The sequence below is a fragment of the Paracoccus sp. UBA889 genome, assembly GCA_002294185.1.
GTDB lineage: Bacteria > Pseudomonadota > Alphaproteobacteria > Rhodobacterales > Rhodobacteraceae > Paracoccus.
Map to the genome: position 1 here is coordinate 20,832 of DBFD01000046.1, position 13,096 is coordinate 33,927.

Consider the following 13,096-nt stretch of genomic DNA (forward strand, 5'->3'; position numbering starts at 1 on the left):
AAGACTTGCGGGCCGGGCGCGATTGTGAAGCCATTTCCCCGACCCATACAATCCGCGTCGATGGCGGCGGGGAGAGCCGCGGGGAGGATCATCATGGAACGACTATTCAAGCTGACCGAAACCGGCAGCAATATCCGCACCGAGATCATTGCGGGCCTGACCACCTTTCTGACGATGGCCTATATCATCTTCGTCAATCCCGACATCCTGTCCTCGACCGGCATGGATCGCGACGCGGTCTTCGTGGCAACCTGCCTGGCCGCGGCGATCGGGTCGCTGGTCATGGGGCTTTGGGCCAACTGGCCCATCGGCATGGCGCCGGGCATGGGGCTGAACGCCTTCTTCGCCTTCACCGTCGTCGGCGCGATGGGGTTCACCTGGCAGCAGGCCCTGGGCGCGGTCTTCATCTCGGGCCTGATCTTCCTGTTCCTGTCGGTGACCGGGATCCGGCGCTGGCTGATCGGCGGGATTCCGGTGTCCATGCGCAGCGCCATCGCCGCCGGCATCGGGCTGTTCCTGGCGATCATCGCGATGAAATCCTCGGGTATCGTGGTGGCCAGCCCGGCGACCTTCGTGACGCTGGGCGATCTGACCCAGGCGGGCACGCTGCTGACCATCGCGGGCTTCTTCATCATCGCGGCACTGGATGCACTGAAGGTTCCGGGCGCGATCCTGATCGGGATCCTGCTTGTCACCGTCGCCTCGATCCTGCTGGGCGTCAGCCAGTTTACCGGCATCATGTCCACGCCGCCCTCGATCGCGCCCACCTTCATGCAGCTTGACCTTCTGGGCGCACTGAGCTTCGGGATATTCCATGTCGTCCTGGTCATGGTCCTGGTCGAGATTTTCGACGCCACCGGCACCCTGATCGGCGTGGCCAAGCGTGCCGGCCTGCTGGTCGAGGGGCCGACCCATACCAACAAGAACCTGGGCCGGGCGCTGATGGCCGATTCGACGGCTATCCTGGCCGGTTCGATGCTGGGCACGTCCTCTACCACCGCCTATGCCGAAAGCGCCTCGGGCGTCGCGGCGGGCGGGCGGACCGGCCTGACCGCGCTGGTCGTGGCGGGATTGTTCCTGCTGGCGATGTTCTTCGCGCCGCTGGCGGGGGCCGTGCCGGCCTATGCGACGGCGCCGGCATTGCTGTATGTCGCGTCGCTGATGGTGCGCGAACTGGCCGAGATCGACTGGACCGATGTCACCGAAAGCGCGCCAGCCGTGCTGACCGCGATCGCCATGCCCTTCACCTATTCCATTGCCAATGGCCTGGCTTTCGGCTTCGTCAGCTACGCGGTGCTGAAGCTGCTGACCGGCCGCGCGCGCGAGGTTCACGCGGCGACCTGGATCGTGGCGGGGCTGTTCGTGATCCGCTTTGCCTTCTTCCCCGAAGGCTAGGGCCGGACAAGGATCGCGGCCATCGGCGGCGCCCGGCCGGAATGGGCCCGGACGCCGCCCTCGTTTCCGGCCCGCGGCATGTTTCCGGGCTTGCACCCGGCGCCGCATGTCCTAGGCTCGGCCCCGCGACAACAGGGGAACGAAAACATGGACTGGATGGCACGGGCGACGTCGATCGTGGGCGGGGCGATGGTGCTGCTGAGGCGCGGGGCGGCGCCGAAATCGCAGGCGACGGGGCAGTCACCCACCATCCCCGAAGCCAGGAAACAGGGCATCATGACGCTGAAGATGCCGACCGCGAAGGGTTGGGTGGGCGACCACAAGCCCACCGCCGCGCCCGGCCTGAAGGTCAATGCCTTCGCCCGCGATCTGATCCATCCCCGCTGGATCGAGGTCCTGCCCAATGGCGATGTCCTGGTGGCCGAGGCGCTGCAGGAGGAAAGCCCGCCGCGCAAGCTGATGGATCACGCCATGCAGGCCACGATGCGGCGGGCGAAGGCCATCGGCCAGAGCCCCAACCGCATCACGCTGTGGCGCGACGGCGACGGCGACGGCGTGGCCGAGACGCGACATGTCTTCGTGCAGAACCAGAACCAGCCCTTCGGCATGGCCATGGTCGACGGCACCTTCTATGTCGGCAATACCGACGGGATCGTGGCCTTCGACTACACCGAAGGCGCGGACCGGCTGCAGGGTCCGGGCCGCAAGCTGGTCGATTTCAAGCCCGGCGGCCACTGGACCCGCAGCCTGATCGTCAGCCCCGATCACAGCAGGATCTATGCCGGCGTCGGATCGCTGACGAATATCGGCGACGAGGGCCTGGAGGCCGAGGAAGGCCGCGCCGCGATCTGGGAACTGGATCTGGCCAGCGGAAAGGCGCGCATCTTCGCCTCCGGGTTGCGCAACCCGGTCGGCATGGCCTGGCAGCCCGACACCGCGACTCTGTGGACCGTTGTCAACGAACGTGACGGGCTGGGCGACGAGACGCCGCCGGATTACCTGACCTCGGTGCAGGAAGGCGGCTTCTACGGCTGGCCCTATTGCTATTGGGACCGGATCGTCGACGACCGGGTGCCGCAGGATCCGGATCTGGTCGCCCGCGCCATCAAGCCGGATTACGCGCTGGGCGGGCACACCGCCTCGTTGGGACTGTGCTGGATGCCGGACCAGACCTTGCCCGGATTCGGCGAGGGCATGGTGATCGGCCAGCACGGATCCTGGAACCGCTCGACGCTCAGCGGCTATCGCATGATCTTCGTGCCCTTCGCCGAGGGCAGACCCTCGGGACCGCCGCGCGACATCCTGTGGGGCTTTCTGTCCGAGGACGAGAAATTCTCCTATGGACGGCCGGTCGGCGTGGCCATAGGACCGGACCGCCGATCGCTGCTGATGGCGGACGATGTGGGCGACGTGATCTGGCGCGTCAGCGCGGCATAACCGCCCGGCAGCGGCGCGGCGTCCGTGTCGTTCGCCTGGGAGGACCGTGACGGAACAGGATCCCGCAGCCGGACGTTGCCCGACATGACGACCGACCCTTTCGCCGCCCTTGCCGCAAGGCCCGGAGGCGCGCTTGCCCTGCTGATCGCGGCCGAGGGCGGTTTTCCGCGCAGGCCCGGGGCGGCCATGGCGCTGTGGCCGGATGGCGGCCGGGTCGGCCGGCTCGGCGCGGGCTGCATCGACGCCGACATCGCGGGCCATGTCGGCGCGGCCCGTGCCGTCACCCATCTGACCTATGGGCTGGGCGGGCCGATTGACCTGCCCTTGCCCTGCGGCGGAACCGTGCACATCGCACTGATCCAGCGTCCCGATCCGGTCTGGCTGGCTGCCATCGGCGCGGACAGTGCCGCCCGGCGCACCGGCCGCTGGCGCATCGATCTTGTCACCGGGGCGGCCTCCCGCGACGCAGCGACGGGCTTTGCGCTGGTCCTGCCGCCACCGCCCGCGGTGATCCTGCACGGCGAGGGCGACGAGGCCGAAGCTCTGGCGTCCATGGTCGCCGCGCTCGATCTGCCCTGCCACCGGGGCGAAAAGGCTCCGCCGCCGGACGCCCAGAGCGCCGTCGTGACGCTGTTTCACGACCATGACCGGGAATTGCCTCCCCTGCGCGCGGCGCTGGCCTCGCCCGCCTTCTATATCGGCGCGCTCGGATCGCGACGGGCACAGCTTGCGCGTCAGGCGGCCCTTCGCGAGACGGGGATCGACGAGGCGGCGCTGGTCCGTCTGCGCGGCCCGATCGGCGTCGTCAGCCCCGTGCGCGAACCGCGTCTTCTGGCCGCCTCGGTCCTGACCGAGATCCTGGCCGCCTATGATGCACAGTTCGGATGATCCGCGCCGGGCTGCTGCTGGCCGCTGGCGCCTCGCGCCGCTTCGGACCCAAGGACAAGCTGCTGAGCCCGCTTCGCGGCCGCCCGCTGATCGCCCACGCCGCCGAGGCGATGCGCAGGGCGGCGCTGGACCGCCGTATCGCAGTCATCGCCAATCCGGACCTGGCGCCTCATCTGGCCGGCTTCGAGATCGTGGCCGTCGCCCCGGGCGGGCAGTCCGACAGCCTGCGTGCGGGACTGGCCGCCGCGGGCCGTCCGGACCTCTTGCTGATCGCGCTGGCCGACATGCCCTTCGTCAGCGCAAGACATCTGGACCGGGTTGTCGCCGCTGCCAGCGACACGATGCCCTCGGCCAGCCGCGACCGCGGCCCGCCCATGCCGCCGGCCTGTTTTCCGGCGGCCTGGCTGCCAAGACTGGCGGCCTTGAAAGGCGACCGGGGCGCGGGCCCGCTGATCGGGGATCTGCCGCCGGCGGCGGTGATCGAGGCCGCCGGTCAACTGGCCGATATCGACACGGTGAACGATCTCGCCCGGATCCGGCGCGCAACCCGGCCGGCCCGCCTTTCGCACTCTTCTCAAATACCTCGGGGGTCCGGGGGCGGCGCCCCCGGCCGTCGCGGGACGCGATAAGCTATCCCAGAACCTCGGTGATCGCGTCCTTCGTCACCGACACGATCTGATCGGCCTCGGACTTCGTCAGGCACAAGGGCGGCGCGAATCCCAGAATGTCGCCCTGCGGCATGGCCCGCGCGATCACGCCGCGTTTCAGCATCGCGGCCACGACCTTGGCGCCCTTGCCATCGGCAGCCTCGAAGAAGATGCGTTTTTCCTTGTCCGCGACCAGTTCCACCGCGCACAGCATCCCTTCGCCGCGAACCTCGCCGACATGACGATGGCCGCCGACCTGCTCGCGCATGTTCTGCCAGAAGTAATTGCCGGTCTCGCCGGCATTCTGCACCAGTCCAAGGTGGTCGATCAGCTTCAGGTTGGCGATTCCCGCCGCCGCGCCGATCGGATGGGCCGAATAGGTCCAGCCATGTCCCAGCACGCCGTATTCGTCCGTTCCACGCGTCAGCACGTCCCACATGCGCTGACCCACGATGCTGGCCGACAGCGGCGCATAGGCGCTGGTCAAGCCCTTGGCGCTGGTGATCAGGTCGGGCTTCATCGCGTAATGATCGCTGCCGAACATGCTGCCCAGACGCCCGAACCCCGTGACCACCTCATCCGCGATCAGCAGGATGTCGTGGCGGTCCAGCACCTTCTGGATCGCGGGCCAGTAGCCGGCGGGCGGCGGCACGATGCCGCCCGTGCCCAGGACCGGCTCGCCGATGAAGGCGGCGATCGTGTCGGCGCCCTCGGCGGCGATCAGGTCTTCCAGCTTTTCGACGCAATAGGCGGTGAAATCGGACTCGGACATGGCCAGGTCGGGTCGGCGGTAAGGATAGGGCGCCTCGGTATGGATCACCTGCGCCAGCGGCAGATCGAATTTCTTGTGAAACAGGTCCAGCCCGGTCAGGCTGCCGGTCATCAGGCCCGAACCGTGATAGCCGCGCCAGCGCGAGATGATCTTCTTCTTCTCGGGCCGGCCCAGGATGTTGTTGTAATACCAGACCAGCTTGATGTTGGTTTCATTCGCGTCCGAGCCGCCAAGCCCGAAATAGACCCGCGCCATACCTTCGGGCGCGCGCTCCATCACCATCCTGGCCAGAGTGATGCTGGCCTCCGAGCCGTGTCCCGCATAGGCGTGGTAATAGGACAGTTCGCGCGCCTGATCGGCGATGGCTTCGGCGATCTCCTTGCGCCCATAGCCGACATTCACGCAGTAAAGCCCGGCGAACCCGTCCAGCAGGCGGTTGCCGTCGCGGTCGGTGATGAAAACGCCCTCACCGCCGGTCACGATCCGCTGCGGGCCCTCGCCTCGCGCGAATTGACCCAGATTGGTCGAAGGATGGAAAAAGCTCTCGCGGTCCCACTTCGCCAGTTCGTCATTGGTCAGCATCTCGTTTCCTTTCATCGCCGGTGGTTCAGGCCCAGTCGCGGCAGACATATTTGATTTCGGTAAAGGCTTCGAGCCCCTGACGCGCGCCCTCGCGGCCGATCCCGGATTGCTTCATGCCGCCGAAGGGGATCGGCGCGCCGGTGACCTTGGTGCGGTTCACCGCGACCATGCCGTATTGCAACGCCCGCGTCAGCCGATAGATCCGGCGCGGGTCGTGGCTGTGAAGATAGGCGACCAGCCCGTATTCGGTGGCATTGGCCCGCGCGATCACCTCGTCCTCGGTGTCGAACGGACTCAGCGCGGCGACGGGACCAAAGGTTTCCTGCGACATGATCGCGGCCTCGTCTGGCACATCGGCCAGAACCGTCGGCCTGAAGAACAGCGGCCCCTGGGCCTCGTCCACTCCACCCCCGGTCAGCAGCCGCGCGCCCTTGGCCAGGGCATCCTCGACATGCGCCATCTGCTTTTCGATCTGGCGGTCATGGATCAGCGGGCCGATATCGGGATCTCTCATGCCCGGTGCCAGGGTCAGCTTTTCGACTGCGGCGGTGAAGCGGGCACAGAAATCGTCATAGATGTCGCGCTGGATATAGAAGCGGTTCGCGCCCAGGCAATCCTGTCCCGAGGTCGCGAATTTCGCCTTGATGCCCTCGGCCACGGCCCGGTCCAGATCGGCGCCCTTGAAGACGATGAACGGCGCGTGTCCGCCCAGTTCCATGACCAGACGTTTCACCGTATCGGCCGATTGGCGATAAAGCAGCCGCCCGATCTCGGTCGATCCGGTAAAGGACAGGGCCCGGACGCGGGTATCGGCGGTCCATTCGCCGACGATGGTCGCGGCGTCGCCGATGACGGTGTTGACCACGCCTTCGGGAAACCCCGCGCGGCGGGCCAGTTCCGCAAGGGCCAGCGCCGAGAGCGGGGTCTCGGCCGAGGGGTGGATGATGACGGTGCAGCCCGCGCCAAGCGCGGCCGCGGCCTTGCGGGTGATCATCGCGCAGGGAAAATTCCATGGCGTGACCAGCGCGGCGACACCCACCGGCTCGCGCCACAATTCCATCTCTGCGTCCGGCAGGTGGCTGGTCACGCCTTCGATGTTCGGGCGCAGCGCCTCTTCGGCATAGAATTGCACGAAGCTGGCGGCGTATTCGATCTCGCCCCGCGCCTCGCTGATCGGCTTGCCCTGTTCGGCCACCATGATCCGGGCAAGATCCTCTTTCGCCTCGACGATCATGGCGTGCCAGCGATGCAGGATCTGCGCCCGGTGCTGGGGCAGCATCGCGGACCATCCGGCAAACGCCGCCTGCGCGGCATCGATGGCAGCGCGGGCGCCGTCGCGGTCGCTGATGGCCACCTTGGCGATGACCTCGCCGGTCGCGGGATCGCGCACGGCCATCCGGCCCTCGCCGGCGAAATCGCCCTGGCCGGGCAGCAGGCCGGAATCGGCGATCCGGTCGGTCAGTCGGGAAGACATGTCGTCAAGCATCGTGCACCTCCTTGCCTGACACGGATCTAGGTGCCGCGCGGGGGAGGAATTCTCCAAAGTCGGTCGCCGCCGCAGAAAAATCCTCTGCTCCGGCGGTTTCTTCGTTGCGGAAATACCCTGGGGTGAGGCGCGGCACGCGCCGAGGGGCAAGGCCCCTCAGCCCTCGCCTCCGCCCAGCAGCGCCAGCGCCGGCGGCAGATCCTTGACCGGCTTGGTCACGATATAGCTGTAATAGCGCCGCAGCCCGGCGGGGCTTTCCAGCAGATTGTCCATCAGGTCCTGAAATGCCGCGACATCGGTCGATACGACCTGCATCAGGTAATCATAGCCGCCGCCGATGGCCCAGCAGCCGGTGATCTCGTCCATCCGCGCCACGGTGCGCTCGAAGGTCCGGAAACTCTCGGTCCGGTGAGTGTCCAGTTCCACCATCACGAAGACCTGCACATGCGGCGCCAGCCCGGCAAGCGCGATCTCGGCGCGATAGCCACGGATAAGCCCGGCCTGTTCCAGCCGCTTCATGCGTTCCCAGCAGGGCGTCGGCGACAGGTTCACCCGCGACGCAAGCTCGGTCTTCGAGATGCGGCCCTCGCGCGCCAAGGTCGCGAGAATGGCGATGTCACGATCATCGAGGCGAAGCGGCGTCATGATCCGCTTGTTTCCGCCGCCCCGGCCAATGTCAATCTGGACAAGCCGCCGCCGCATCGCGAATCATGCGGTCCATGTCGCATTGGCCGCTCACCCGCGAGGACATCTCGCGCCCCGCCTATCGAAGCCTTGCCCAGGGCCTTGCCGCCGCCATCGATTCGGGCAGCCTGCGCGCCGGAGAGAAATTGCCGCCGCATCGCGATCTGGCCTGGCGGCTGGGTGTCTCGGTCCAGACGGTCAGTCGCGCCTATGAGGAACTGATCCGCGCCGACCTGATCTCGGGCGAGGTGGGGCGGGGGACATTCGTGAAATCCGGCCCGCGCGAGACGGTCGAGGTGCCGTGGTTCCGCGCCGCCACCGACCGTCCGCCGATCGATCTGTCGATGATGACCCCGGTCCGCCTGCCCGCCATTGCCGAGGCCTGGCGCGATAGTCTTGTCCGCCTCTCCGACAGGCTGCCCGATGGCGCGATCCATTCCTTTCGCCCGCGCCAGACGATGGCCCTCTACGGCGGCATGGCGGCGGCCTGGCTGGCACGCTGCGGCCTGGTCGTGCCGGCGCAGCGCATCCTGATCACCAACGGCACCACGCCCGCCATGTTCGTGGCGCTGATGAGCGCGCTGAAACCGGGCGACGAGATCGCCACCGAAAGTTCGACCTGCCACACGCTGAAACCGGCGGCCAGGCATCTGCATCTGCGTCTGCGCGGCGTTCCCGGCGACGAGGCGGGAATGGATCCGGGCGCGCTGTCAAAGGTCGTGCGTGCCTCGGCCGGGCGGGTGAAGGCGGTGTTTCTGCTGCCGTCGGGGGCGGGCCCCTTCGCGCGGATGATGGATCGCGACCGGCGGCAGGCGCTGGCCTGCGCGGCGCGCGAGGCCGGCCTGATCATTCTGGAAAGCGATCCGACGGGACCGGTCGCGCGGCGCCGTCCTCCGCCCGTGTCCCATTTCGCGCCCGAACGCAGCTTCTACTTTACCGGCTTGTCGAAATGCCTGTCGCCGGGATTGCGGCTGGGTTTTCTGACCATGCCCGAAACGCTGGCAGAGCGCGCGCTGAACCGGCATCTGTCGCTGGCCTGGATGGCCACGCCGCTGATGGCCGAGATCGCGCAGGACTGGATCGCCAGCGGCGTGGCGGACCGTCTTCTGGCCGCCCAACGGATCGAGCTTGCGGGCCGAAACCGGCTGGCGCAGCGTCTGCTGGACGGGCGCAGCGCGGGCTTTCCGCATGGCCTGCACCGTTGGCTGCCGCTGCCGCCGGGCACCGACGAACGCGCGTTGCTGGACCGCGCGCTGGACCGCGGCGTGGCGGTGGCGCCGGGCAGCGGCTTTGCCGTCACCGACCGCGATCCGGCGCTGCGGATCTGCCTCGGCGCGGCGCCCTTGCGAGAGATGGAACGGGGGCTTTCGATCCTGGCCGGGATCCTGCCCGAAAGTCGGCCCGAGGGCCGTCCCGGACCATCCGTTTGACACCCGGCCCCCGAATTGTCATGGTTTAATATAGAAATTGACATGCAAAGGGCTTGGTCCGAACTGTCGAGACAAGCCAGTCCGGGCAGGAACGACCCGGAGCCTGCAAACCCGAGGTTCCTTGCGCCGTTGCGTCAGGGAGGCCCATCAACAGGAGAACACATGACTTTCAAGACATTGACCGCCGCCAGCCTTGCCGCCCTGGTTCTGGGCGCGGGTTCCGCCATGGCCGAAACCTGGCGCTATGCCTTCGAAGAGGCGATGGACGAGGTTCAGGGCAAGTTCGCCCAGAAGTTCAAGGAAGAGATCGAGGCCAATTCCGACAACGAGGTTCAGCTGTTCCCGTTCGGAACGCTGGGCGAATCGGCCGACATCATGGAACAGGCGCAATCGGGCATCCTGCAATTCGTCGATCAGTCCCCCGGTTTTACCGGCGCGCTGATCCCCGAGGCGCAGGTCTTCTTCGTGCCCTATCTGCTGCCCCAGGATCAGGATACGCTGGTCAGCTTCTTCCGCAATTCCAAGGCCATCAACGAGCTGTTTCCGCCGCTTTATGCCGATCAGGGTCTTGAGCTTCTGACCATGTTCCCGGAGGGCGAGGTGATGATGACCACGACCACGCCGGTCAAGAGCCCGGCCGATCTGAACGAGGTCAAGTTCCGCGTGATGACCAACCCGCTGCTGGTCGAAAGCTACAAGGCCTTTGGCGCGACGCCCACGCCGCTGCCTTGGGGCGAGGTTTACGGCGCGCTGCAGACCGGCATCATCCAGGGTCAGGAAAATCCCGCCTTCTTCATCGAATCGACGAAGATGTACGAGGTGACCGACTACATCACCCGCGCCGGCCACAACAACTTCACCACCGCCGTCATGGCCAACAAGGAATTCTTCGACGGCCTGTCCGACGAAAACAAGAAGGTGGTTCGGGACGCGATTTCGGCCTCGTTCGACTATATCGTCGATTACCAGAAGGGCCTGACCGAGGAATCGCTGAACAAGATCAAGGAAGCCAAGCCCTCGATCACGATCAACACGCTGACCGAAGAAGAGCGCAAGCCCTTCAAGGAGACGGCGGCCGATGTCGAGGCGCAGTTCCTCGAGATCGGCGGATCGCAGGCCCAGGCGATCCTGGACCAGATGAAGGCCGATCTGGAAGCCGCGGGCAGTGGCGACGCGGCCGCCGCGGCTGGCGGCAGTGACGAGGCCGCCGCGACCGGGGGCGGTGACAGCGCCGCGGCCCCGGCGGAAGGCACGACCGAGACCGCCCCGGCCGGCAACTAGCCCCGGCCCGTGCCACGACAGGGGGTCCGGCCACATGCGTGGCCGATCCCATGCAGGTTATCCGTTCACAGCATGGGATCCCGGCCATGACGCTTGACGACAAGCATGCCCCCAAGCCCGATCCCGATATCGTCGCCGCGGCCGAAATGGCGGGCGGCGATGACGATATCGACGATTCCAAATATGTTTCGGGGCTGCCCGGACCGCTGGGCGCGATCGATGTGGCCATCGCCCGGATCGAGGCGGTGCTGCTGGCAATCGGGGTCCTGCTGATGGCGCTGAACACGATGGCCAATGTCGTCGGTCGCTACCTTCTGGGCCAGAGCATCTTCTTTTCCGAGGAACTGAACCAGGCGCTGATCATCCTGATCACCTTCGCGGGCATTTCCTACGCCGCGCGGCATGGCCGGCATATCCGCATGTCGGCCTTTTTCGACGCCCTGCCGTTCCGGCTGCGCAAGATGATGATGATCCTGATTTCCGCCCTGACGGCGGCGGTTATGCTGCTGCTGGCCTGGTATGCGATGGATTACGTGCTGACGCAGGCCTCGCGCGGGCGGGTGCTGCCGGCGCTGCAGATCCCGCAATGGTGGATCATCGTCTGGGCACCGCTGGGTTTTTTCCTGACCGGCCTGCAATACACGCTGACCACGATCAAGAACATGATCGACCGCGACATCTGGCTGTCCACCAGCACGCTGGAAGGCTATGACGACAGCGTGGAAGAGGAGGTCTGAGCGATGATGACCTGGGCAATCTTCGGCACCATGATCGTCCTTCTGCTGCTGGGCTTTCCGATGATGATCCCGCTGATCGCGGGCTCGCTGATCGGCTTCGTCACGCTGTTCGGCGGCTTTTCGCAGCTGGATACGATGATCCAGCAGATCCTGGGCGGCATCAGGCCCGCCAGCCTGATCGCGGTGCCGATGTTCATCTTCGCCGCCGACATCATGACGCGCGGCCAGTCGGCGAATCGCCTGATCGATCTGGTGATGGCCTTCGTCGGGCATCTCAGGGGCGGGCTTGCGATCTCGACCGCGGGGGCCTGCACCATGTTCGGCGCCGTCTCAGGCTCGACCCAGGCCACCGTCGTGGCGGTCGGCGGACCGCTGCGGCCGCGGATGCTGAAGGCGGGCTACAATGACAGCTTCGTCCTTGCGCTGATCGTGAATTCCTCGGACATCGCCTTTCTGATCCCGCCCTCGATCGGGATGATCATCTACGGCGTCGTCTCGGGCACCTCGATTTCGGAATTGTTCATCGCGGGCATCGGGCCGGGGCTGCTGATCCTGCTGATGTTCTCGGTCTACAGCTACATCTACGCGGTGCGGAACGACGTGCCCACACTGCCCAAGTCGAGTTGGGGCGAACGCGGGCAGGCCGTGTTGCGCGCGCTCTGGCCGCTGGGCTTTCCGGCGATCATCATCGGCGGCATCTATGGCGGCATCTTCTCGCCGACCGAGGCTGCCGCCGCCTGCGTTCTCTACGCGCTGTTTCTGGAAATGATCGTCTTTCGCGAACTGAGCGTGAAGCAACTTTACGCCACCGCGAAATCGACCGGGCTGATCACGGCGGTGGTGTTCATCCTGGTGGGCGCCGGCGCGGCCTTCAGCTATGTCATCAGTTTCGCGCAGATCCCGCAGCAAGTCCTGGAAAGTATCGGCATCAACGAGATGGGCGCATACGGCGTGCTGTTCACCATCTCGATCGCCTTCTTCATCGGCTGCATGTTCGTCGATCCGATCGTGGTGATCCTGGTCTTCGTGCCGATCTTCGCGCCGGTGGTGCAGTCGGTCGGCCTGGATCCGGTCCTGGTCGGCACGATCATCACCCTTCAGGTGGCGATCGGCAGTGCCACACCGCCTTTCGGCGCCGATATCTTCACCGCCATCGCGGTCTTCAAACGGCCCTATATCGATGTGATCCGGGGCACGCCGCCGTTCATCCTGATGCTGCTGACGGTGGCCGTGCTGCTGATCTTCTTCCCGCAGATCGCGCTGTTCCTGCGCGATCTGGCCTTCGACAAGTAGAGGCGCGCGATGTTTCGGAAAATCCTCGTCGGCTATGACGGTTCGAACGGGTCGCACCGGGCCCTGACGCAGGCGGTCGAGATGGCCAAGCTGTGCGATGCACAACTGATCATCCTGACCGTCTATCGGCATCACTCGATGCTGGAAGCCTCGCTGTCGATGGTGCGCGGCTCGCTGGAGCCGGGCGGCAACCTGGACGAGGCCATGCGATCGACCGCGCGCAACGCGGCCGATTATGCGAAAAGTCATGCCCGGGATGCCGGCGTGGTGCAGGTCAGCGCCTTCATCAAGGCCGGCCCTCCGGCGCGCACGCTGATTTCGGTCGCGCATGAAAAGGGCTGCGATCTGATCGTGGTCGGATCGCGCGGGCTGGGCGCCACCGAGAATTACCTGCTGGGATCGGTCAGTCACAAGGTCACCGGCCTTGCCGCCTGTCCGGTGCTGGTCGTCTGAAGGGACAAACG

At 66.3% G+C, this 13,096-nt stretch carries 12 protein-coding genes; 9 read left to right on the top strand and 3 right to left on the bottom strand.

Annotated features, from left to right (window positions below):
• Positions 1 to 93: 93 nt before the first annotated feature.
• The 4 genes from B4L36_RS08120 to B4L36_RS08135 all read left to right on the top strand — a co-directional run bounded on the left by B4L36_RS08120 (position 94) and on the right by B4L36_RS08135 (position 4,349).
• Positions 94 to 1,395, top strand: a complete 1,302-nt coding sequence (locus B4L36_RS08120) for an NCS2 family permease (RefSeq protein WP_292955158.1) — start codon at positions 94 to 96, stop codon at positions 1,393 to 1,395.
• Between the two features lie 147 nt (positions 1,396 to 1,542).
• Positions 1,543 to 2,832, top strand: coding sequence for a PQQ-dependent sugar dehydrogenase (locus B4L36_RS08125; protein WP_292955161.1), 1,290 nt, complete (start codon positions 1,543 to 1,545; stop codon positions 2,830 to 2,832).
• Positions 2,833 to 2,916: 84 nt separating this feature from the next.
• Positions 2,917 to 3,720 carry an XdhC family protein gene (locus B4L36_RS08130; protein ID WP_292955164.1) on the top strand — a complete coding sequence of 268 codons (804 nt, stop codon included), beginning with the start codon at positions 2,917 to 2,919 and terminating at the stop codon, positions 3,718 to 3,720.
• Positions 3,717 to 4,349: a nucleotidyltransferase family protein gene (locus B4L36_RS08135; RefSeq protein WP_292955167.1), complete on the top strand. Its 633-nt coding sequence runs from the start codon at positions 3,717 to 3,719 to the stop codon at positions 4,347 to 4,349. Before B4L36_RS08130 ends, B4L36_RS08135 begins: the two co-directional genes overlap by 4 nt.
• 1 nt (position 4,350) lies before the next feature.
• Here the strand turns inward: B4L36_RS08135 and B4L36_RS08140 are convergent, their stop codons facing one another.
• From B4L36_RS08140 to B4L36_RS08150, 3 genes are all read right to left on the bottom strand, one after another.
• A complete protein-coding gene (locus B4L36_RS08140) occupies positions 4,351 to 5,721 on the bottom strand; it encodes an aspartate aminotransferase family protein (protein WP_292955170.1) in 1,371 nt (456 codons plus the stop codon).
• Between the two features lie 25 nt (positions 5,722 to 5,746).
• Positions 5,747 to 7,117, bottom strand: a complete 1,371-nt coding sequence (locus B4L36_RS08145; RefSeq protein ID WP_414692163.1) for an NAD-dependent succinate-semialdehyde dehydrogenase — start codon at positions 7,115 to 7,117, stop codon at positions 5,747 to 5,749.
• Between the two features lie 246 nt (positions 7,118 to 7,363).
• Positions 7,364 to 7,852: an Lrp/AsnC family transcriptional regulator gene (locus B4L36_RS08150; RefSeq protein WP_292955176.1), complete on the bottom strand. Its 489-nt coding sequence runs from the start codon at positions 7,850 to 7,852 to the stop codon at positions 7,364 to 7,366.
• A gap of 74 nt (positions 7,853 to 7,926) precedes the next feature.
• Here B4L36_RS08150 and B4L36_RS08155 point away from each other — a divergent pair, with 74 nt between their 5' ends.
• The 5 genes from B4L36_RS08155 to B4L36_RS08175 all read left to right on the top strand — a co-directional run bounded on the left by B4L36_RS08155 (position 7,927) and on the right by B4L36_RS08175 (position 13,085).
• Entirely contained in the window at positions 7,927 to 9,321 is a 1,395-nt protein-coding gene (locus tag B4L36_RS08155; RefSeq protein WP_292955179.1) for a PLP-dependent aminotransferase family protein, read from the top strand.
• A gap of 162 nt (positions 9,322 to 9,483) precedes the next feature.
• Positions 9,484 to 10,602, top strand: a complete 1,119-nt coding sequence (dctP, locus tag B4L36_RS08160) for a TRAP transporter substrate-binding protein DctP (protein ID WP_292955182.1) — start codon at positions 9,484 to 9,486, stop codon at positions 10,600 to 10,602.
• A gap of 146 nt (positions 10,603 to 10,748) precedes the next feature.
• A complete protein-coding gene (locus tag B4L36_RS08165) occupies positions 10,749 to 11,339 on the top strand; it encodes a TRAP transporter small permease (protein ID WP_292955603.1) in 591 nt (196 codons plus the stop codon).
• 6 nt (positions 11,340 to 11,345) lie between these two features.
• The gene (locus B4L36_RS08170; protein ID WP_292955606.1) at positions 11,346 to 12,632 is read left to right on the top strand and encodes a TRAP transporter large permease; all 1,287 of its coding nucleotides are present in this window, start codon (positions 11,346 to 11,348) and stop codon (positions 12,630 to 12,632) included.
• 9 nt (positions 12,633 to 12,641) lie between these two features.
• Positions 12,642 to 13,085: a universal stress protein gene (locus B4L36_RS08175; protein WP_292955185.1), complete on the top strand. Its 444-nt coding sequence runs from the start codon at positions 12,642 to 12,644 to the stop codon at positions 13,083 to 13,085.
• Positions 13,086 to 13,096 lie beyond the last annotated feature (11 nt).

What these genes read in the sequence shown, in the direction of transcription:
- dctP (WP_292955182.1), top strand. Translation starts at nt 9,484, where the DNA reads ATGACTTTCAAGACATTGACCGCCGCCAGCCTTGCCGCCCTGGTTCTG.
- B4L36_RS08140 (WP_292955170.1), bottom strand. Translation starts at nt 5,721, where the DNA reads ATGCTGACCAATGACGAACTGGCGAAGTGGGACCGCGAGAGCTTTTTC.
- B4L36_RS08150 (WP_292955176.1), bottom strand. Translation starts at nt 7,852, where the DNA reads ATGACGCCGCTTCGCCTCGATGATCGTGACATCGCCATTCTCGCGACC.
- B4L36_RS08130 (WP_292955164.1), top strand. Translation starts at nt 2,917, where the DNA reads ATGACGACCGACCCTTTCGCCGCCCTTGCCGCAAGGCCCGGAGGCGCG.
- B4L36_RS08170 (WP_292955606.1), top strand. Translation starts at nt 11,346, where the DNA reads ATGACCTGGGCAATCTTCGGCACCATGATCGTCCTTCTGCTGCTGGGC.
- B4L36_RS08120 (WP_292955158.1), top strand. Translation starts at nt 94, where the DNA reads ATGGAACGACTATTCAAGCTGACCGAAACCGGCAGCAATATCCGCACC.
- B4L36_RS08155 (WP_292955179.1), top strand. Translation starts at nt 7,927, where the DNA reads ATGTCGCATTGGCCGCTCACCCGCGAGGACATCTCGCGCCCCGCCTAT.
- B4L36_RS08135 (WP_292955167.1), top strand. Translation starts at nt 3,717, where the DNA reads ATGATCCGCGCCGGGCTGCTGCTGGCCGCTGGCGCCTCGCGCCGCTTC.
- B4L36_RS08125 (WP_292955161.1), top strand. Translation starts at nt 1,543, where the DNA reads ATGGACTGGATGGCACGGGCGACGTCGATCGTGGGCGGGGCGATGGTG.
- B4L36_RS08145 (WP_414692163.1), bottom strand. Translation starts at nt 7,117, where the DNA reads ATGGCCGTGCGCGATCCCGCGACCGGCGAGGTCATCGCCAAGGTGGCC.
- B4L36_RS08165 (WP_292955603.1), top strand. Translation starts at nt 10,749, where the DNA reads ATGGCGGGCGGCGATGACGATATCGACGATTCCAAATATGTTTCGGGG.
- B4L36_RS08175 (WP_292955185.1), top strand. Translation starts at nt 12,642, where the DNA reads ATGTTTCGGAAAATCCTCGTCGGCTATGACGGTTCGAACGGGTCGCAC.